The sequence below is a fragment of the Paraplanobispora takensis genome (genome assembly GCF_016863195.1).
Lineage (GTDB): Bacteria > Actinomycetota > Actinomycetes > Streptosporangiales > Streptosporangiaceae > Planobispora > Planobispora takensis.
Genome location: NZ_BOOK01000056.1, coordinates 57,041 through 76,310 on the forward strand (window position 1 = coordinate 57,041; position 19,270 = coordinate 76,310).

A 19,270-nucleotide genomic window follows, 5' to 3' on the forward strand; every position below is an offset into this window, starting at 1 on the left:
TCAGGTGAGGGGGAGCGCGTAGACGGTCGTGCGCTGCTCGATCTCGAACCCGGCGCGGGTGTAGATGCCGAGCGCGCCGGTCGCGTTGTCGACGTCCACGGCCAGCCCGGTCCTGCGGTAACCCTGCGCGCGGAACTCGGCGAGCGCGTGGGCGATCAGCGCGCTCGCCACACCCCTGCCCCGCCACTCCCTCAGGGTCCCGATGATCTGGATCCACGCCTCGCGGACGCCCGTGGCCTGGGTGACGGCCTCGTGGTAGAGGCTGAGCAGGACGCCCACGGCGGTCCCGGAGCCGTCCTGGGCCACGAAGGAGATCTCCGGCCGGAACGCCTTGGTCCCGATCATGACGCTCCGCCAGGACTCCGGCGTGTGCCGCACGCTGCCCCAGTGGTCGGCGAAGGAGGCGTTGCGCACCTCGCGGACGGCGTCCTCCAGGTCGTCGCCGTAGGGCACGATCTTCAGCCCGTCCGGCGGGTCGACCCTCGGCAGCTCGGCCTCCAGGTCACGGCCCATGTCGCAGAACCACCGGGCCGGGGTCATGCCCGCCGTCTCGGCCAGCGCCTTCGCCCCGGCGTTGCGGTCGTGGGCGAAGAAGTGGATCTCCAGCGGCCGGCCGGGAAAGCGGCTCTCATGGATCGTCGGGGCGGTCCTGACGCCCCAGTCGACCACCTGGCGCCCGATGCCCCGGCGCCGGTAGGCGGGGTGCACCCCGCCCCAGAAGCCCATCTGGTGGACCGGGTCGGCTTCGGCGCGGGCCATCAGCATGCCGTAGGCGACCAGCCTGCCGTCGTCCCACGCGGCCAGCGTGCCCCGAGCCAGGTCGTACGCCGGGTTGGCGAAGTCGTCGGCGACGTCGTCGGCGTCGTAGTTCTCCCCGGTGCGGTCCTCGGCCTCCATCGCGGCCAGCAGCTCCGCCAAGGCGCCGTTGTCGCGCTCGGTCAGCGGGCCCCACTCAAGTGTCATGTTCCGGAGCATAAGGACCGCCCTCACCGGATCTCGACCGGTTTTCCGGCCGCACCACGGGACGGGCCCGTCCTCACGACGGCCGGCGGTGGCCCACCAGCGGCTCCCACGACCCGGGCTTCCGGCTGTCGGCCCAGGCGACGAACCGCCCGATCAGGTGTCCGGCAACGGCCCGCGGAAACGGGACCGTCTGACCCGTCTCCATGTCCGTCACGGCCGGCGCCGCGGGGTCGTCCGCCAGCCACCGGCCGCTCGGTGACAGGCCCGCTTCCTGGAAGCTGCCGTTCCTCTCCTTCTCCGGGATCGGCAGCACGTTCCCTTCCAGGTCGTAGAACACCTTGCCGTCGCTGAGACCCAGCCGCCATTCCCAGACCATCGTCCCGGCCAGCGCGCTCTGGAGCAGGTCCTCGGCCGCGTGCCGGTCCCCGCCGGTCAGCAGATACGCCAGGCGCATCAGAGCCGGCGAGGGCGCCGAAACGAAGTCGCGGAACCGTCGCTCCTCTGCGGCGTCCACGATCACCTCCACTGTGCGGTTACGTCACTAAGACGCTCCACAGCGGATGCGGCTATGCCTGCCCTGCGGCACGGAGTTCGGCGATCCGCGCGACGATCTCCGTCACCGTCTCCGCCGGGAAAGGCATCCGGGCGGTGTCGCCGCCGGTGGTGAGGATCCCGGCCGCGGCGACGTGGTCGGCGTGCTGGCGCCGTACGAACTCGCGGTCCACGACGGCGCCGTGACCGGGCACCACCGTCTCGCCCGGCAGGTCCAGCAGGCGCGCGAGCGTGTCCGGCCACTCCAGCGGGAACGCGCCGCCGAACTGCGGCGGCGCCCCCTCCTCGACCAGGTCGCCGGCGAAGACCACCCCCGCGCCGGGGACCTCGACCACGATGTCGTTGTCGGTGTGCCCTCGGCCGAGATGGCGCAGGTGGACCGGGCGCCCGCCGAGGTCGAGGGTGACGGCGTCGGTGAACGTACGGCCCGGCGGCGTGATCTCCACCTCGGCCAGTTCCTCCGGGCCCTCGTGCAGCCACTCGCGCCGCTGCGCCTCGCCGGTGGCCGCGGCCGCCTCGGCGCACCTGACGTGGCCCCAGATGTCGGCGGGCAGGAAGACGGCGTTGCCGAAGAAGTGGTCGAAGTGCGCGTGGGTGTTGACCACGGTCCAGGGCAGGGCGGTGACGGACCGCACGGCCTCGGCCAGGTCCCGGCCCTGACGGTGGGACATGCGCGTGTCGACGACCAGGCAGCCCTCGTCCCCGACGACCAGCCCGGCGTTCAGGTCGAACGACTCGTGCCGCCGGACGTAGATCCGGTCCCCGACTTCCCACCACCGTTCGTCCATGGGTCCGAGCCTGCCAGATCACCGGAGCGGGTGCGGGCTCACCGGGCCTTGGCGGTCAGCCTCAGGTTCACCGTGCCGATCGTGAGGTCCAGTCCCCGCCTGGCGTTCCGGGCGGAGGCGGAGGGCCTGGTGACAAAGGTGAGCTTCACCCTGGCGCGGGGGGACAGCTTGGGGATCGTGCAGCGCACCGCCGTACCGCTGAACCGGCAGCCCTTGCCCGCCTTGACGATCTTCTGCCCGCCGAACGTCCGGCCCGCGACCTTGAGCGCCGTGATCGGCTTGGCGGTGGTGTTGGTCAGCGTGACGGTGTAGGTGTTCCCGGTGACCCGCCCAGCCGCCTTGACCTTCGGCGCCGGCCTGGCCAGCAGCCTGAGCTGGGAGGGCGTGCCGTTGAAGGAGTTCTTGCCGCCGGGGGAGCCGGCGACCTTGTCGGCCGACTGCCAGAAGGTGTACCGGGTCCAGCTCGCCGGCAACTCCCCCGGCTCGGTGCCCCACCGGGCCAGCCAGAGCGGGTTGCGGCCGAAGGCGGGGGAGTCGCCGGTGCAGGTCCGCCACCAGCTCGTGGTGGTGTAGATGATCGCGTCGCGGCCGGTCCGCTGCCGGTAGCGGCGGGTGAAGTCCCCCACCCAGTCGACCATCTGCTCGCGGTCGAGGCCGTAGCAGGAGTTGAGGCCGTTGCGGTTGCGGTAGGGGTTGTCCTCCACGTCGAGCACGCCCGGCAGGGTCTTGCCGTCGGAGCGCCAGCCGCCGCCGTTGTCCACGAAGAAGTCGGCCTGCGCGGCGCCGTCGGACTCGTGCGGCTGGGCGAAGTGGTAGGCCCCGCGGATCAGCCCGGCCTCGGCGGCGCCGCCGTACTGGGCGTCGAAACGCTCGTTCAGATAGTCGAGCCCCTCGGAGGCGTACACGAAGGCGAACGCCGTCCCGCTGCCGGCGACGCTCCCCCAGTCGATCTCACCGGACCAGTTGCTGACGTCCACCCCGGTGACGGCCGAGCCCCGGGAGACTCCCGCCGCGGCCACCTGGGAGGCCGCGGGTATGAGCGCCCCCACCATGACGGCGGCGACCACCGCAGAAAGACGTTTCACGTGAATCCCCCGTTCCCGCGTGACGACGGGGAAGATCCTGACGGATGCCTCCGGGGATCGCAAGGGTGACGGGGAACGGCGGGTCCGGGCGGATCGTCCCCGGCCCGCCGTACCGCCGCGGTGGTCACTTCCTGCCGTAGGTGAGGATGACCGTGCCCTCGCGGAGGGTACGGGTGCCCTCCAGGGTGAAGTACGCGGGGGAGAAACCGGCGGTGAACAGGGGGATGCCGGCCCCGGCGACCACCGGATAGAGCTTGACGACGAGCGCGTCGATCTCCGGGAGCAGGGTGCCCGCCAGGCGCGAGCCGCCCGCCAGGTAGATGTCCCCGCCCTCCTCCGCCTTCAGCTGCCGGATCCGGCCGACCACGTCGTCGGAGACGATCTCGACCGCGGGGTCGGGGCTCTCCGCCGTACTCGTGGAGACCACGTACTGACGCAGATGGGCGTAGGGGCTGGTGATCCCGGCCTTCAGGGCGGGTTCGTAGGTGACGCGCCCCTGCACGACGGTGTCGAAGTTCGGGTTGGGGACGTCCACTCCGAGCTGCTCGCGCAGGTGCGTCGGCAGGGTGTCGGGGAAGTCCTCGACGATGAAGTCGACGACGTCCTGCGTCACGGGGAAGAAGTCGTAGCTTTCGTCGGGGGCGGCGATGAAGCCGTCGATGGTCATGCCGACGTAGTAGACGAGCTTTCGCATATGCGGTCCTTCGCTGGTGGCGGGCTCTTCGGGGGTCTTGCCGGGCTGTCCGGTCACCGCGCGCCGCCGGGCTTGGGCAGGGGCCTGGGCCGCGGGAGCGAACGCGGTCGCGGGGTGCGCCGCCGGCGATCCGGGACGGCGCTCGTGCCGGGCGGGGCGGTCTGTACGGCGGGCCGCGCCGCGGTGGCGACCGTGACGGTGAAGGTGAGCGGAGCGGTCTGCTGTCCTCGCATCGGTGTTCCCTCTCAGCACTTGAGGTGTAGTACTATGTTCGAAGTGGTTTGAACGTAGTACTACATCCAGAGTGGTGTCAACACCGACCCGGGAGAGATTGCGATGCGGCAGAATCCGGCACGACGGGCGGCACTCCTCGACGCCGCCATCGAGGTCCTGGCCCGCGAGGGAGCCCGCGGCCTGACCTTCCGCGCCGTCGACGTCGAGGCGCAGGTGCCCAACGGCACGGCCTCCAACTACTTCGACAACCGCGACGACATGCTCACCCAGATCGGCTACCGCTTCTACGAGCGTGTCGAGCCCGACCCGGGCGTGCTGGCCGCCGGCCTGGAGGGACCCCGCGACCGCGCCAAGGTCACCCAGCTCATGCACGACCTGGTGGACCGCATCAGCCGCTTCCGCTCCGGATATCTGGCACTGCTGGAGCTACGGCTGGAGGCCACCCGCCGTCCGGAGCTGCGCCGCCTCCTCACCGAGCGCATCCGCGCCGACGTCGACGCCAACATCCGCTATCACACGGAGTCCGGCCTGCCCGGTGACGCGACCACCGTGGTCCTGCTCTATCTGGCGCTGAACTGGCTGATCGTGGAACGGCTCACGCTGCCCGACGTCTTCCCGGAAGACCGGATCCACGACCTGGTCACCGACGTCGTCGACCGCATCCTGCCCGGCCCGGACCACTCGGGATGAACCCGGCCGTGCGCACGAGTCGGGATTCACGAGCCGGGATTCACGAGCCGGGATTCACGAGTCGACGAGCAGGCGTCGTCCGATCTCCCGGGGCAGCGGATAGGGCCGTTCCGCGGGCACCAGCCGCTGGGCTCTCGCCGCGTTTCCCGCCTGTACCGAGCCCGCGATCTTCCGGACCAGGGCGGTGATGTCGGTCAGGTCGACGACCCACTCGTCCGCGAACGTGCGGATCAGCCCGCGGCCGATGCCGACCTGGATGCTGTAGTGGTTGAGCGCGGCCCCGCGCAGCGAACGCTCGGGGTCCCACTGGACATGGACCGCCGCCCGGGTGAGGGCCTTCGGATCCGCGGTCGTCAGCACCGCCCGGGAGAGCGCATCGTGCCATCCTTCCCGGGTGATCCGTACCGCCAGGACGCGTTCCTGACCGGCTTTGCGCGCCCAGTTGCTCCGGTGCATGAGCCACAGGAACGAGGGCTTGATCCACGTCATGCGCCCGAACGAGAAGGGCGGCACGAACCGCCCGGCCCGCAGGGCCGGATCCGCCACGGCAGCCGAGTACGCCTGGTACATCACGATGGTCCGATCGTCATAGTCGGCGCGGATCCGGTACTGAGGCGACATGCCGCGCACCCTGCCACCCGCCCGCTCCCCGCCGCAAAGGCATTTCCCGCTGCGCTCCCCTCACCGGATCACCGTCGCCGCGCCGCCCGAGGGCGGATACGCTGTCGCGCCCATATCCACGACGGCACGGAAGGCACGGGCGTGATCCGCTACACCGATGACATGAGCACGATCGGGACCGATCAGTTGCGGGGCTTCTTCGTCGGCTGGCCGAGCCCGCCGTCGGCGGAGAAACACCTGGCGGTGCTGCGCGGCAGTCACCGCGCGATCGCCGCGCTGGACGAGGACGGGCGCGTCGTCGGCTTCGTCAACATGATCAGCGACGGCGTGCTGACCGCGTTCATCCCCTGGCTCGAAGTCCTCCCCGAGTATCAGGGCCGGGGGATCGGCCGCGAGCTGGTACGGCGGATCCTCGCCGAGGCCGGGGAGTTCTACTCCGTCGACCTGATGTGCGATCCCGCGCTCCAGCCGTACTACGAGCGTCTGGGGATGCGGCCCCTGACCGGCATGGGCCTGCGCAACCGGTCGGCCCTGCAGAAGTGACGCCCGGCCGTTCCGCACGCGCGGCCGTTCCGCACGCCCGGCCGCCCCATCGCAGCCCCCGGCAGGAGAGCCGGATCAGCCCGAAGAGGAATGCGACGTCGAACAACAGGTAGCACATGAGCAGGACTTCACCGAGCGACGCCTGACCACTCTCACGCGCCCATTCGTGAAGCACCCATGTGACGATCATGCCCAGCGCGTAGCCGAGCATCGCCAAGGCCTCGTTGTACCCGCCTCGCATGCACCGATCTTAGGTACGAGCCCAGACGGGCTTTCAGCGAGGAGCAGCAGGCCGAGTTCGACGGCTTCCTCGCCGCTCGCCAGAAGGCGGGAGCCGTCTGATCGATCCCGCCGGGACGGTGATCTCCGGCCGGTGATGGGCGACCATGGAGTGAATCCACCGAAGCGAGGAGGACGACCCGGATGGGGCTGGAGATCGAGAGCCGACCGTCCGACTCGCCGTACATCGAGCGGGTGTGGCGGAGCAGCAGCTCCGGCGTCGACCGGATGACGTCGATCGCGACGGTGCACTGGGACCTGGTCTTCTGGGAGCACCGGGGTCAGGTCAACGTGAGCGTCCAGGGACCGGAGTCGAGGGCGAGCACGGCCGTCGTCCCCGAGGACGCCACGTTCTACGGGATCATCTTCTCGCTCGGCACCTCGATGCCCCACCTCCCGGTCGGCCGGCTCGTCGACGGCTCGGCGCCGATCCCCGACGCGACGCGCAGATCGTTCTGGCTGAAGGGCTCCGCCTGGAGCCTTCCCGACTATGACAACGCCGAGGACTTCGCACGGCGGATGGCGCGGGAGGAGATCCTGACCCGCGACCCGCTCGTCGCCGCGGTGCTCGGCGGCGCGTCCCCGGAGGTGTCCGAACGAACCCTCCAGCGGCGGTTCCTGGCGGCGACCGGGCTCACCCGCGGGGCCGTACGGCAGATCGACCGGGCCAGGCAGGCGGCGGCTCTGATCCGGGAGGGCGTGCCGGCCCACGATGTGATCCACCGGCTCGGATACTTCGACCAGCCGCACCTGGCGCGCTCGCTGGCCCGTTACATCGGGCGGACCGCCACGCAGCTGAGCCGCCGGGGGCCGGCGGAACCGATGTCGCTTCTGTACAAGACCTGAGCGTCCGCTCCCGCTTAACCTCTTCTTGTCCGCCTCGCGATTGCGGACCGTTTCCGTGACCCCAGCGGCCGAGGAGCAGCACAATGGGCAAGATCATCTCCAGCTTCTTCATCTCCGTGGACGGCGTGGTCGAGTCGCCGGACCAGTGGCACTTCCCGTACTGGAACGACGAGATGGGCGCCGTGGTCGAGGCGGGCATGCAGAGCGCGGCGGCGATGCTGATGGGCCGCAAGCTGTACGACGAGTGGTCGTCGTACTGGACGACCACCGACCAGGACCAGGAGGTCGCCGCGGCCCTCAACGACACCCGCAAGTACGTCGTGTCGAACACCCTGGAGAAGGCCGAGTGGAGCAACACCACCATCGTCTCCGGTGACGTCGCGACCGAGCTGCGCAAGATCAAGGAGCAGACCGACGGCGACATCCAGATGTCCGGCTCCGCGACGACCGTGCGGTGGCTGCTGGCCAACGGGCTGCTCGACCAGCTGAACCTCCTGGTCCACCCGATCGTCGTCGGCCGCGGCCAGAGACTGTTCGAGGACACCCCGACCCACCCGCTCAAGCTGGTCGACTCCAAGACGTTCCAGACCGGCGTGCTCAACCTGTCCTACATCCCGGACGCCGGCTGACCGACCGCCCGCACCGACACCGGAAGGGAGTCATGAGCGATCTCCTCCGAGCGATCACCGGCGAGGTCGGTCCCGATTACGGGCTCTTCACGGTGACCGAATCGATCGACGGCCGGCTGGTGGGATGGCCCGACCCACCGGACGATCGGGTCACCGCGGGCGATGACGGGCTCGCCATCAGGGCGGACCGCACCGGCGGCACGGTTCACGTCCGCTTCGAGCGGTGGGACGGACCTGCGCCGGTGGACGGCTGGGAAGAGCTGTGGACCGGGTGGCTCCGGTCTGAGTCCGGGCTGCTCGGCGTCGCGGGCTGGGAGCACGAAGATCGACACCATGTGGAGTTCGACCTCGGACAGAGCGACGCGACCTGGTCCGCCCGGGTGGCCACCAGGATTCTCCGGACCGCGCCGGAGGACGGCTTCCCGGACGCGTTCGCCGAGGTGGAGCTGTACAAGATCCAGCTCTGGCGTTGAGCGGGGTGTCGGAGGCGGCCCGCCGAGTGCATCCGGTGCTTCCTTGGCATGTCACAGCAGGAAGACGAGTTCGAAACCGATCAGCACGTCGAGCACGCCGCACCACTCGGCGTAGGAGCGGGCCACGACCTTGCCGCGGCGCAGGTGCACGAAGTCCCAGACGCCGTGCAGCAACCATCCGGCACCCACCACGTACCGGCCGATCTCCGGGTCGAGGGCCAGCCCGGCCAGTGCCAGCGCGCCGAATCCGATCATGCCGATCGCCTGGAGCCCGAACTCGCCCGACCCGCGCGAGTGCTCGTCGATCACACCCCAGACCAGCACGACCAGCGCCAGGGCGAGCAGGACGGTGGAGGGCGCGACGAGATCCAGCAGCCGCGCCCCGATGATGATCACCATGCCGACGCCGAGCAGCGGCCACGACAGCGCGGGCCGGCCCAGCTTGGCCACGACGAGATACAGCAGCGGCAGGGCGGGCAGGACCTGGGCGAGGCTCATCACCTCGCCGTCCGGGTCATCGCCGCCGCTCAGTGTGAGGAGCGTCAGTCCGATCGCGACGGCGGTCGGCCAGCGGTCCTTCAGTACGCCGATCCACTGTTTGGGGGTGGGCGCGGTGTTCGCGGCCTGCATCGGAGACCTCCTCGATACGGGGGTGAGGCATGTACGGCCTCCAGGCTCGCCGACGCCCACGTCCTCTCGGCAGTGCCGAAACCGCACGTCAGAGCGTGGATGTGTCACGTGATCGCGTGACATTTGTCATCGTCGGGCCGCGGCCGGGCACAGAGGGCCGGCGTGGCGGATTGCTGCGACAATGGCCGTGTGCGTGACGTGCCGGTCGATCCTGGGACGGGGCTGACGAACTTCCGCCGTCACACCTGGTGGAGTCTCTTCGGCGTCACCGCGTTCTTCCTGGTCTACAGCGTCGCCAGGAGCCGCATCATGGACGCGGCGACCCCGGTCCCGGTACGGCTCGCCGCGGTGGCCGTCCTGGCGCTGACGGTGGTGGCCGTCGCGGTGTCCGTCAGCCGCCGGATCCCGCCTGTCCCCCTCGGCTCACCGGGCACGGACCCGGGCGGACCGCCGCCGGTGAGGTGGCTGGCGGCCGGAGGCGTGGGCGGGGTCGTGCTGGGCGTGACCCTGCTCGCTCTGGGGGACTACGGGCTCTGGTCGTTCGGCCCGGCCATGATGGTCTCGATCATCGCGACGTTCCTGCCCGGCCGGCGCCGGTGGCCGCTGATCGCCGCCACGGCGGCGGGCGCGGCCGTGCTCGGCGGGGTCGCGGCCGCGGTGTCGGGGCGGGGATCGCTGTTCGCGGCGGCGTTCCCGGCCGCGTTGGTGGTCTTCACCGGCTGGGTCACGCTCGGGATGTTGTGGGCGTGGGACGTCGCCGAGCGGCTGAACGCGGCCCGGCGGTTGTCGGCGGATCTGGCGGTCAAGGACGAGCGGCTGCGTTTCGCCGCCGATCTGCACGACATCCAGGGCCACCATCTGCAGGTGATCGCCCTCAAGAGCGAGCTGGCGGCGCGGCTGATGGAGGCCGACCCCGCGCGGGCGGCCACGGAGGTCGAGGAGATACGGCGGCTGGCCGCCGACGCGTTGCGGGACACCCGCGCCGTCGTCCAGGGATATCGCCGCGTCACCCTGGAGGAAGAGATCACGAACGCGACCAGAGTGCTCGCCGCGGCCGGTACCGACGCCCGGATGGATCTCGACCCCTCCGCCTCCGGCCTCCTTCCCGATCCGGGCCGGCACCTGCTGGGACTGGTGATGCGGGAGGCGACCACCAACGTGCTGCGGCACAGCCGCGCCCGGCACGTCGAGGTCGGCTACCGGACCGCCGACGGCCTGGCCCGCCTCACGGTCGCCAACGACGGCGCGCCCGAGGATCCCGGCACGGGACGGGAGGCCGGTCCGGGCACCGGCCCGCGGGAGACCGGTTCAGGCACCGGCCCGGGCACCGGCCTGCGGACGCTCGCCGAGCGGCTGCGGGCCGCCGGGGGCGAGCTGACCTGGCGGCACGACGGCGACCGCTTCGTCGTGGCGGCCTGCCTGCCGGTGGAGGCGCGATGATCCGGCTGCTGATCGCCGACGACGAGGACCTGATCAGGGGCGCCCTGGTGGCGCTGCTGGAACTGGAGGAGGACCTGACCGTCGCCGCCGAGGCGGCCACCTCCACCGACGCCGTGCGCCTGGCCCGCGAGCACAGGCCCGACATCGCCGTACTCGACCTGGAGATGCCCCCGGCCGACGGCCTGCGCGCCGCGGAGGAGATCAGGGCGGAGTCCCCCATCAAGATCATTTTAGTGACGCGGCACGCCCGCCCTGGAGTACTGCGCCGCGCGCTGTCGGCGGGGGTGAGCGGGTTCGTGCCCAAGACCACCCCCGCGACGAAGCTGGCGGAGATCATCCGCGACGTCGCCGCCGGACGGCGCTACGTCGATCCCGACATCGCCACCTCGGCCCTGACCGAGGACGACTGCCCGCTCAGCGAGCGGGAGCTGGAGGTCCTGCGGGCGTCCCGGACCGGGGCCTCGATCAGAGAGATAGCCGCCCAGGTCCACCTGGCACCGGGCACCGTACGCAACTATCTGTCGGCGGCCATGACCAAACTCGGCGTCAGCTCCCGCCACGCCGCCGCCCACCGCGCCTGGGAGGAAGGGTGGATCTGAGCGTCACCGGGCGAGGAGGGAGGACCCGGCGGGCCAGGGCGTACAGAACGACGATGAGCGCGGCGACGACACGTCCCTAGTCCTCCTCGGTGAACACGGTCTCGCGGCGCTTGCGGATCGCCGGGAGGACGGCGGCGATGAGGGCCGCCACGGCCAGGAACAGGAGCACCGCGGAGATCGGGCGGGTCAGGAAGACCGACGGGTCGCCGCGGGAGATGATGAGGGCCCGGCGGAGGTTCTCCTCGAGCAGGGGGCCGAGGACGAAGCCGAGCAGGAGGGGCGCGGGCTCGCAGCCGCACTTGATCAGGACGTAGCCCAGGAGGCCGAAGAACGCGATCGCGTAGACGTCGTAGGCGTTGAACCCCAGGGAGTACGTCCCGATCGAGGCGAACAGGATGATCATCGGGAACAGCACCTGGTACGGGATGCGCAGCATGCGCACCCACATGCCGATCAGCGGCAGGTTCAGCAGCACGAGCAGCACGTTGCCGATCCACATCGACGCGATCAGGCCCCAGAACAGCGCCGGTTCGTCGGTGATGACGTTCGGGCCGGGGGTGATGCCGTGGACGATGAACGCGCCGACCATCAACGCCATCACCGGGTGGGCGGGCAGGCCCAGGGTGAGCAGCGGGATGAACGACGTCTGGGCGGCGGCGTTGTTCGCCGACTCGGGGCCGGCGACGCCCTCGATCGCGCCGTGCCCGAACTCCTGCTGCCGCTTCGATATCCGCTTCTCGACGGCGTAGGAGGTGAAGGAGGCCAGCACGTGGCCGCCGCCGGGCAGGACGCCGAGCGCGGAGCCGAGACCGGTGCCCCGCAGGATCGGGGCGACGATCCGGCGGCGGTCCTCACGGGTCGGCCAGAGGTTCTCCACCTTGCCGACGACCGCCGTGCGGGCCCGCTCGTTCTCCAGGTTGCGCAGGATCTCGGCCATCCCGAACATGCCGACGGCGACCGACACGAAGTCGATGCCGCCGTACAGCTCACGCCGGCCGAAGACGAACCGGGGCGTGCCGGTGTAGATGTCCTGGCCGACCGTGCCGAGCAGGACACCGAGCGCGATCATCGCCAGTGCCTTGAGCGTCGAGCCGCGCGCCAGCGCGATGGACACGATCAGGCCGAACAGCACCAGCGAGAAGTACTCGGCGGGGCCGAACCGCAACGCGATGCGGGCCAGCGGCGGGGCGGCGACGGCCAGCACGACGGTGGCCGCCGTACCGGCGACGAAGGATCCGATCGCGGCGGTGGCCAGCGCCGGGCCGGCCCTGCCCTGCCGGGCCATCTCGTGCCCGTCCAGCGCGGTGACCGCGGCCGACGACTCACCGGGCAGGTTGATCAGGATGGCGGTCGTCGAGCCGCCGTACTGCGCGCCGTAGTAGATGCCGGCCAGCATGATCAACGCCGTCACCGGCTCGAAGTTGAACGTGATCGGCAGCAGCATCGCCACCGTCGCCGTCGGCCCGATGCCGGGCAGCACGCCGACCGCCGTCCCGAGCAGCACCCCCACGAAGCAGTAGAGGACGTTCTGGACCAGGAGGGCGGTGGAGAGGCCCAGCGCGAGGTTGTCGAGAAGTTCCATGCCTCAGTCCGGATGCCGCGTCAGAATCCCAGCCACGGGCCCCACAGCGGGATCCGCAACTGAAGCCCGACGACGAAGATGAGCGTGGCCGCCGCGGTCAGCCCGATGGTCACGGCCACGACCGTGAGCGGCCGTACGCGTGAGCCGGCCAGCGTGGTGAGCAGGGTGGTCACCGCCGAGGCCGGGACGAACCCGAGGCCCCGGACGGCGAATCCGAAGAACAGGACCGCGAGCGTGATGAGGACGACCGCCCGCCAGGGGACCGGCCCGAACGAGATCACCTCGCCGGCGACGAGTCCCTTGACCACGATCGCCAGGCCCAGCACGGCCAGGATCGCGCCGACCAGCAGAGGGAAGGCGCCGGGGCCCATCCGCAGCGGGGTGCCCAGCCTGTGGCCGAGCGACCCCACCACGAACGCGCCACCGATCAGGACGAAGATTCCCCCGGCGAGGACGTCCGGGAGGGATCGGCGGCGCTCCACCTCAGGAGGCCTGGACGCCGGCGTCGGAGATGACCTTCGCCCAGGTGGCGAGTTCCGCTTCGAGCTTGGCCCGGTGAGCCTGCGGGGTCGCGTCCCCGGCCGGGACCGGCGCGGTGCCGAGCTTGGCCATCTGGTCGATGACCTTCTGGTCGGCCAGTGCCGTCTTCAGCGCCTCGGTCAGCTTCTGGACGACGTCCTGCGGCGTGCCCTTCGGGACGTAGAGGCCGTGCCACACGCTGACCTGGAGCTTGGGCAGCCCGGCCTCGGTCGTGGTGGGCAGGTCGGGCAGGCTCTTCACCCGCTCCGGCGTGGTGACCGCGTACGCCTTCACCTCGCCCGCGGAGATCTGGCCGCTGGTGTTGGTCGTCTGGTCGCACATGAAGTCGACCTGGCCGCCGACGAGGTCGGTCAGCGCGGGGCCGGTGCCCTCGTACGGGACCTCCTGGAGCTTGACCCCGGCGGCGGTCTGGAACAGCAGGCCGCACAGGTGGGACGCGGCGCCGATGCCGGCGTTGGCCAGCGTGACCTTGCCGGCGTTCGCCTTCACGTAGGTCACGAGGTCCTGGAGCGTCTCGGGTTCGAAGTCCTTGCGGGCGACGATCGTCATCGGCACCTCGGTGACGAGCCCGACCGTCTCGAAGTCCTCAAGCGGCTTGTACCCCAGGTCCTCGTACAGAGCGGGCGCCGTCGACATGCCGATGTGGTGCATGAGCACGGTGTAGCCGTCGGGCTCAGCCCGCGCGACCTCGCCGGCGCCGACCGTGCCGCCCGCGCCCTCGACGTTCTGAACGACGATCTTCGTGCCGAGCTTGGCGGCCATCGGATCGGCGATCATGCGGGTGACGGTGTCCGTCGGGCCGCCCGCGCTGAACGGCACGACGATCGTGATGTTCTTGTCCGGATAGCCTCCGGAGCCGCCTGCACCGGTGGCGCCGCCGGTGGTGGTGCCACCGTCGCCGGAACAGGCGGCGACGAGCGAGACGACGCCGATCGCGACGACCATCCGCGCGGCGGTCCGGTACCTGCCGATCGTTCTCATGTCGCGGCCTCCTCGTCAGCGCATGCGCGTGTGTCGGTGAGTGCTCGGCCCCGATCCCGGTCCCGGCGGGGACGCGGATGGTGTCAGGGTAATCCCAAGGAAAGCGCCGGATACGTCAGAGAAATCCCAAGAATCAAGAGCTAACACAAGCGTTGGTGCGGGCCGTACAATCCGCCGGTATGCGGATCACCATCATCGAAGATGACGACCGCGTGGCCCGGGGTCTGGTGACCGTCCTGGCCCAGGCGGGCTTCGAGGTCCACCGCGTCGCCACCGCCGCGGAGGCCGTCCGGGCCGCCCCGTCCGATGTGGTCCTCGTCGATCTGAACCTGCCCGACGGCGACGGGCTCGACGTGATCCGCAGGCTGCGCGACCGGCCGGAGACCGCCGTCATCGCCGTGACGGCCCGGTCGGAGGAGCACGAGCGGGTCCGCGGCCTGCGCGTCGGCGCCGACGACTACATCGTGAAGCCGTTCGGCGTCTCGGAGTTGCTGGCCAGGATCGACGCCGTCCTGCGGCGCACCCGGGCGGCCCGTGCCGCGAGCCACCCGGACGGACCGCTCGTCCTCGGCCCGATGCGGATCGGTGTCGGCACCCGCGAGGTCACCGTCGGCGGCGCTCCCGTGACGCTGACCCGCAAGGAGTTCGAACTGCTCCTGCTGCTGGCCCGGCGGGCGCCGGACGTGGTCAGCCGCGACGTCATCCTCGACCAGATCTGGGGCGCGACCTGGGAGTCGTCGAGCCGCACCCTGGACACCCACATCGCGGCGTTACGGCAGAAGATCGGGCCCGCCGTACTCATCCGCACGATCCACGGGGTCGGCTATCGGCTCCTGGCCGACCAGCCGGAGCTGATCGGCTGAGGTGCCGTGCACCGCCGCCTGCTCGCCGTGCTGGTGCCCCTCGCGGTGCTGCTCGTCGCGGCGCTCGGGGCGCCGCTCAGCGTCACCGTGGCCGAGCGGGAGATGCAGGAGACGTACGTCGACCGGCTCAACGACGTCGGCCGGTTCGCGTCGCTGGCCGAGACCGCGCTGTCGACCGGGCGGACCGAGGCGCTCCACCAGGAGCTGACGCGCTATCACGAGCTGTACGGCATCCCGGTCGCGGTGATCGACACCTCGGGCGCGGTGCTGCTCGGACCGGCCGGCGCGTACCGGCGGGCGGCGCGGGCCGAACCGGCGCTATCCCGGATCGTGACCGCGGCGCTGGCCGGGGCGAGGTCCGAGCCGTCCGGGGAATGGGCGCCGTGGGAGGACTCCGCGCTCGTGGTCGCGGAGCCGGTGGGCCGGGACAGCGAGGTCGTCGGCGCCGTCGTGACGGTCTCCGACCTGTCGAGGACGCGCCATCGCATCCTCGTGCGATGGGCCCAGCTCGCCGGGCTCGGACTGCTGCCGTTGATCGCGCTGGTGGCCGTCGCCTGGCCGGTGTCGGCGTGGGTGCTGCGGCCGGTACGGGAACTGGACGCGGCGAGTTCGCGGATCTCCCGGGGCGATCTCACGATCCGGGCGGACGCCGAGGCCGGCCCGGTCGAGCTGCGGCGGCTGGCGGAGTCGTTCAACACCATGATGGACGCGGTCGAGGACGCCGTACGGCGGCAGCGGGCGTTCGTGTCCGACGCGTCGCATCAGCTGCGCAATCCGCTGACCAGCCTCCGGCTCGCCGTGGAGAGCCTGGAACCGCATCTGCGCGCGGAGGACGGCGGGCGGCAGGTGTACGAGGTCGCCGTCGACGAGCTGAAGGCGATGCAGCGGCTGCTGAACTCGTTGCAGGCCAGCGCGCGGATGGAGAGCATACGGACGGCGTCGCCGGTGGATCTCGACGCGGTGCTGGCGACCCGGGTGGAACGGTGGCGGGCGCTGACGGCGACGGCGGGGCAGACGCTGACGGTCGACGTACCGCCGGGGCTGCGGGTGCTGGAGCCGACGGGCGGGCTGGGCGGCATCCTGGACGAGTTGATCAGCAACGCGTTGCGGCTGTCGGACGCGCGGGCGGTGGAGGTGAGCGCCAGGGTCGTCTCCGGTGGTACGGGTGCCGCCGGACGCGGTGGTACGGATGCCGGGTGGGGTGGTACGGATGCCGGGTGGGGTGGCGCGGGCGCCGTCGGACGCGGTGGTAGCGGTGGTACGGATGCCGGGCGCGGTGACGCCTCCGCGGCCGGAGGCGTGGTCGCGATCGTCGTCCGTGACGACGGCCGGGGGATCGACGTGTCCGAGCGGGCCCGGGCGCTGCAGCGGTTCTGGCGTTCGCCGCGGCACCAGAACGTGCCCGGGACCGGCCTGGGACTGGCGATCTGCGCCGACCTGGTCGGGGCGGCCGGGGGCGAGCTGCGGTTGGAGGACGGCCTGCCGCGTCCGGACGGGTCCGGGCACGGATTCGCCGCGGTGGTCGCGTTGCCGGTCGTTCCGGGGGCGGAGTCGTCGTCCGGTGCCCCGGCTCCGCCGCGGGCCTGAGGCCCGGGAATCCGTCGCCGGTCTGAGGCGCGGGGCTCCGTCACCGGCCCGTCGTCGTCCCGGATCAGCGCTTGCGGTCGCGGAACCAGGCTGCCGCACCCGGATGGAGCGGGATCGATCCGGTGGCGATCCCGGTCCGTACGTTGATCTGCCACGCTTCGGGAACGGCTTCGGCGTCGCCGTGACCGGTGGAGGTGATCGTGCCGGTGTGCGTGAAGATGGTGTCGGTGATGGCCTGGACCAGGCCGTCGGGCAGGTCGTTGCGTACGAGAAGCACGTTCGGCACGGCGACGGTGGGGGTGGCCGGGACGCCGGCGTAGGCGGTCGGGGGGATCATCGCCGGCGTGTAGGGACCCGGGAACGCCGTGAAGAGCGCGTCCGCCTGCGCGTCCAGCGGGATCAGCCGGATCGGGTGCCGCTGCGCCAGCGCCGTGATCGCGGGAGTCGGGACACCGGTCAGGGAGAACATCGCGTCGATCTCGCCCTCGCGCAGTGCCGCCGCCGATTCGGCCTGGCTGAGATACCGGCCGTCGGCGTTCACCCGTCCGAGCCGCAGAACCCGCAGTGACGTGAACTCGGTGCCCGAGTCGCGGGCACCGAGGGATACGCGTCTGCCCTCGAGGCCCCGGAACTCCTCGATCGCCGAACCGGCCATGACCACGAGATGCAGGTGACTGTCGTAGAGCCGGCATATCGCCGAGAGCCCTTCGGGCACGCTGCCGTCGGTCGTGATCAGCGCGTCCAGGCTCGTCAGCCCGAGGTGCACCTCACCGGCCCGCAACATCCGGATGTTGTCGGTGGACGCCCCGCTCGGCACGGTGGTCACCGTGGCACCCGGCACCCGCTCGGAGATGTGTACGGCCAGCGAACCGCCGATGCGCCGGTACACCGCCCCGGCCGGCCCGGTGGCCAGCCTCAGATGGACCTCGTCGGTCTCGGCCTGCCGGGAGCAACCGGCGAGCAGCCCTCCGGCGGCCAGAAGCACCGCCCGCCGGCTGAGCCGCGGCTCCGGGTTCGGCACCATGCCGAGATGATACGGACGCCGGCCGCCGGCGGTCCCCCGTCTGGGACGTGGATGCGAAAGCGGCGGCCGCCGTACCCTGGCGTCCATGATCGAACGGGTGAAAGTCGCAGTCGTCGGGGTCGGCAACAACGTTTCCGCGCTGGTGCAGGGGATAGCCCTGCAGCGTGCCACGGGGAACCTGGTCGGGGTCCGCCGAACGGTGCTTCACGGATTGGGCGTGGGCGACGTCGACTTCACGGCCGCCTTCGCGCTGTCCCGGGAGAAGGTCGGCAGGGACCTCTCCGAGGCGATCTTCATGCCGCCCAACAACTTCCCGCGCCTCATCGACGAGTTGCCGCTGTCGGGCGTCACGGTGCGCCGCGGCCTGACCGATGCCACCGAGGTGGAGCGCGTGGCCGGGGAACTCGCCGGAGCCGAGGTCGTGCTCTACGCGGCTCCCAGCGGTCGCCGGGAGACGGCGCAGGCATACGCCGAGGCGGCACTGCGGGCCGGGGCGGCATTCGTCAACATCACCTCGGACGCGGTGGCCCGCGATCCGCAGATCATGCGGCGGTTCACCGAGGCCGGGCTGCCCCTGCTGGGCGACGACCTGACCAGCCAGTTCGGCACCTCGATCGTGCATCACGCCCTGCTGCACCTGCTGCAGGAGCGCGGCCTCACCCTGACCAGCTCCTACCAGGTCAACCTGGGAGGCACCGAGGACTTCCGCAACCTGGTCGAGAACGGCAACACCAAGATGCAGTCCAAGCTCAACGCCCTGACCGCGCATGAGTCCGCAGCGGACAAGGTGGAGATAGCCCCGCTCGGCTATCTGCCGCACCTGGAGTCACACAAGGTGGCGCACATCAACATCGAGGCGCAGACCTGGGGCGGCACCCCGGTCAGCCTCGATCTGAAGCTCAAGGTGCACGACCCCAGCGGCGGCGCCGGAGTGACCGTCGACCTGATCCGCATGGCGGCGAACGCGTTGCGGCACCGGCACGCCGGCTACGTCGCCGAGGCGACACCGCTGCTCAAATCCCCTCCCGGGACCTCCATCTGATGTGGCTCTGTGAGCCGAGCCGTGGCTCGTAATTCGATTGGGCGGATCCGGCGATCTTGTTAGGGTCCCCGCATGCCTGCCCAGCGCACCCTGCTGCCCCGCTCGACCCCGGCCACCGCGGGGGTGTCCTCCCGCGCGATCACCGCGCTGCTGGACCGGCTGGACGCGCAAGCCGTCGAATGCCACTCCCTCATGGTGGTGCGCCACGGCCACATCGTCGCCGAAGGCTGGTGGGCACCCTACTCGGCCCACCGCCCGCACCTGCTGTACTCCCTGACCAAGTCCTTCACCGCCATCGCCACCGGACTGGCCATCACCGACGGACTGCTGTCGCTGGACGATCGCGTGGTGCAGGTACTGCCCGAGCACATCCCGGCCGACATCACCGAGCAGGCCCGCCGATTGAGCGTGCACCACCTGCTGTCCATGACCACCGGCCACCACACCGACAGCCTCACCCAGGCCTGGCAGCTGGAACCGGGCGACCTGGTCAAGGGCTTCCTGCGGGTGCCGTTTTCCGCCCCCGAGGGCACCCGGCACACCTACGACAACGCCACCACCTTCGTCCTGGCCCGGATGGTGGAA

Annotated in this window: 23 protein-coding genes; 11 read left to right on the top strand and 12 right to left on the bottom strand. The window is 71.0% G+C overall.

The genetic code is table 11. The features are described from left to right. The 6 genes from Pta02_RS33760 to Pta02_RS33785 all read right to left on the bottom strand — a co-directional run bounded on the left by Pta02_RS33760 (window position 1) and on the right by Pta02_RS33785 (window position 4,315). A complete protein-coding gene (locus Pta02_RS33760) occupies window positions 1-963 on the bottom strand; it encodes a GNAT family N-acetyltransferase (RefSeq protein ID WP_203879057.1) in 963 nt (320 codons plus the stop codon). Between the two features lie 73 nt (window positions 964-1,036). Continuing rightward, window positions 1,037-1,477, bottom strand: a complete 441-nt coding sequence (locus Pta02_RS41585) for an RNA polymerase sigma factor (protein WP_239131439.1) — start codon at window positions 1,475-1,477, stop codon at window positions 1,037-1,039. A 52-nt stretch (window positions 1,478-1,529) separates the two neighbouring features. Further along, window positions 1,530-2,303 (bottom strand): MBL fold metallo-hydrolase, encoded by a 774-nt coding sequence (locus Pta02_RS33770; protein ID WP_203879058.1) that lies wholly within the window; start codon window positions 2,301-2,303, stop codon window positions 1,530-1,532. 38 nt (window positions 2,304-2,341) lie between these two features. Next, a complete protein-coding gene (locus Pta02_RS33775) occupies window positions 2,342-3,388 on the bottom strand; it encodes a GH25 family lysozyme (RefSeq protein ID WP_203879059.1) in 1,047 nt (348 codons plus the stop codon). A gap of 124 nt (window positions 3,389-3,512) precedes the next feature. Then, on the bottom strand, window positions 3,513-4,082 hold the full coding sequence (locus tag Pta02_RS33780; protein ID WP_203879060.1) for a dihydrofolate reductase family protein: 570 nt from the start codon (window positions 4,080-4,082) through the stop codon (window positions 3,513-3,515). Between the two features lie 53 nt (window positions 4,083-4,135). Beyond that, window positions 4,136-4,315, bottom strand: coding sequence for a hypothetical protein (locus Pta02_RS33785; RefSeq protein WP_203879061.1), 180 nt, complete (start codon window positions 4,313-4,315; stop codon window positions 4,136-4,138). A gap of 103 nt (window positions 4,316-4,418) precedes the next feature. Here Pta02_RS33785 and Pta02_RS33790 point away from each other — a divergent pair, with 103 nt between their 5' ends. Next, window positions 4,419-5,006: a TetR/AcrR family transcriptional regulator gene (locus Pta02_RS33790; RefSeq protein WP_203879062.1), complete on the top strand. Its 588-nt coding sequence runs from the start codon at window positions 4,419-4,421 to the stop codon at window positions 5,004-5,006. Between the two features lie 54 nt (window positions 5,007-5,060). On the opposite strand, the gene Pta02_RS33795 is transcribed toward Pta02_RS33790, so the two are convergent. Then, a complete protein-coding gene (locus Pta02_RS33795) occupies window positions 5,061-5,627 on the bottom strand; it encodes a DUF4291 domain-containing protein (protein ID WP_203879063.1) in 567 nt (188 codons plus the stop codon). A gap of 162 nt (window positions 5,628-5,789) precedes the next feature. Here Pta02_RS33795 and Pta02_RS33800 point away from each other — a divergent pair, with 162 nt between their 5' ends. The 4 genes from Pta02_RS33800 (at window position 5,790) to Pta02_RS33815 (ending at window position 8,397) form a co-directional block, all read left to right on the top strand. After that, window positions 5,790-6,170: a GNAT family N-acetyltransferase gene (locus Pta02_RS33800; RefSeq protein ID WP_203879064.1), complete on the top strand. Its 381-nt coding sequence runs from the start codon at window positions 5,790-5,792 to the stop codon at window positions 6,168-6,170. A 423-nt stretch (window positions 6,171-6,593) separates the two neighbouring features. Then, a complete protein-coding gene (locus Pta02_RS33805) occupies window positions 6,594-7,295 on the top strand; it encodes a helix-turn-helix transcriptional regulator (protein ID WP_203879065.1) in 702 nt (233 codons plus the stop codon). Between the two features lie 83 nt (window positions 7,296-7,378). Next, complete coding sequence (locus Pta02_RS33810) at window positions 7,379-7,924, top strand: dihydrofolate reductase family protein (RefSeq protein WP_203879066.1); 546 nt, start codon at window positions 7,379-7,381, stop codon at window positions 7,922-7,924. Between the two features lie 32 nt (window positions 7,925-7,956). Continuing rightward, complete coding sequence (locus Pta02_RS33815) at window positions 7,957-8,397, top strand: hypothetical protein (protein ID WP_203879067.1); 441 nt, start codon at window positions 7,957-7,959, stop codon at window positions 8,395-8,397. Between the two features lie 51 nt (window positions 8,398-8,448). On the opposite strand, the gene Pta02_RS33820 is transcribed toward Pta02_RS33815, so the two are convergent. Next, the gene (locus tag Pta02_RS33820) at window positions 8,449-9,027 is read right to left on the bottom strand and encodes a hypothetical protein (protein ID WP_203879068.1); all 579 of its coding nucleotides are present in this window, start codon (window positions 9,025-9,027) and stop codon (window positions 8,449-8,451) included. Between the two features lie 189 nt (window positions 9,028-9,216). Here Pta02_RS33820 and Pta02_RS33825 point away from each other — a divergent pair, with 189 nt between their 5' ends. Beyond that, entirely contained in the window at window positions 9,217-10,467 is a 1,251-nt protein-coding gene (locus tag Pta02_RS33825; RefSeq protein WP_203879069.1) for a sensor histidine kinase, read from the top strand. After that, a complete protein-coding gene (locus Pta02_RS33830; protein WP_203879070.1) occupies window positions 10,464-11,066 on the top strand; it encodes a response regulator transcription factor in 603 nt (200 codons plus the stop codon). Before Pta02_RS33825 ends, Pta02_RS33830 begins: the two co-directional genes overlap by 4 nt. Before the next feature lie 76 nt (window positions 11,067-11,142). On the opposite strand, the gene Pta02_RS33835 is transcribed toward Pta02_RS33830, so the two are convergent. From Pta02_RS33835 to Pta02_RS33845, 3 genes are read right to left on the bottom strand one after another with little or no spacing between them, the layout of a single operon-like run. Continuing rightward, window positions 11,143-12,648 (bottom strand): tripartite tricarboxylate transporter permease, encoded by a 1,506-nt coding sequence (locus Pta02_RS33835; RefSeq protein ID WP_203879071.1) that lies wholly within the window; start codon window positions 12,646-12,648, stop codon window positions 11,143-11,145. A 20-nt stretch (window positions 12,649-12,668) separates the two neighbouring features. Beyond that, entirely contained in the window at window positions 12,669-13,130 is a 462-nt protein-coding gene (locus Pta02_RS33840; RefSeq protein WP_203879072.1) for a tripartite tricarboxylate transporter TctB family protein, read from the bottom strand. A 1-nt stretch (window position 13,131) separates the two neighbouring features. After that, the gene (locus Pta02_RS33845; RefSeq protein WP_203879073.1) at window positions 13,132-14,169 is read right to left on the bottom strand and encodes a tripartite tricarboxylate transporter substrate-binding protein; all 1,038 of its coding nucleotides are present in this window, start codon (window positions 14,167-14,169) and stop codon (window positions 13,132-13,134) included. 179 nt (window positions 14,170-14,348) lie between these two features. Here Pta02_RS33845 and Pta02_RS33850 point away from each other — a divergent pair, with 179 nt between their 5' ends. Beyond that, window positions 14,349-15,032 carry a response regulator transcription factor gene (locus tag Pta02_RS33850; protein WP_203879074.1) on the top strand — a complete coding sequence of 228 codons (684 nt, stop codon included), beginning with the start codon at window positions 14,349-14,351 and terminating at the stop codon, window positions 15,030-15,032. Between the two features lie 6 nt (window positions 15,033-15,038). Beyond that, window positions 15,039-16,619: a HAMP domain-containing sensor histidine kinase gene (locus tag Pta02_RS33855; RefSeq protein ID WP_239131440.1), complete on the top strand. Its 1,581-nt coding sequence runs from the start codon at window positions 15,039-15,041 to the stop codon at window positions 16,617-16,619. A gap of 64 nt (window positions 16,620-16,683) precedes the next feature. Here Pta02_RS33855 and Pta02_RS33860 read toward each other — a convergent pair whose 3' ends face one another. Beyond that, entirely contained in the window at window positions 16,684-17,643 is a 960-nt protein-coding gene (locus Pta02_RS33860; protein WP_203879075.1) for a TAXI family TRAP transporter solute-binding subunit, read from the bottom strand. Between the two features lie 97 nt (window positions 17,644-17,740). Here Pta02_RS33860 and Pta02_RS33865 point away from each other — a divergent pair, with 97 nt between their 5' ends. Next, complete coding sequence (locus Pta02_RS33865) at window positions 17,741-18,685, top strand: hypothetical protein (RefSeq protein ID WP_203879076.1); 945 nt, start codon at window positions 17,741-17,743, stop codon at window positions 18,683-18,685. Between the two features lie 72 nt (window positions 18,686-18,757). Further along, a partial coding sequence (locus tag Pta02_RS33870) for a serine hydrolase domain-containing protein (RefSeq protein WP_203879077.1) occupies window positions 18,758-19,270 on the top strand: 513 nt, incomplete at its 3' end.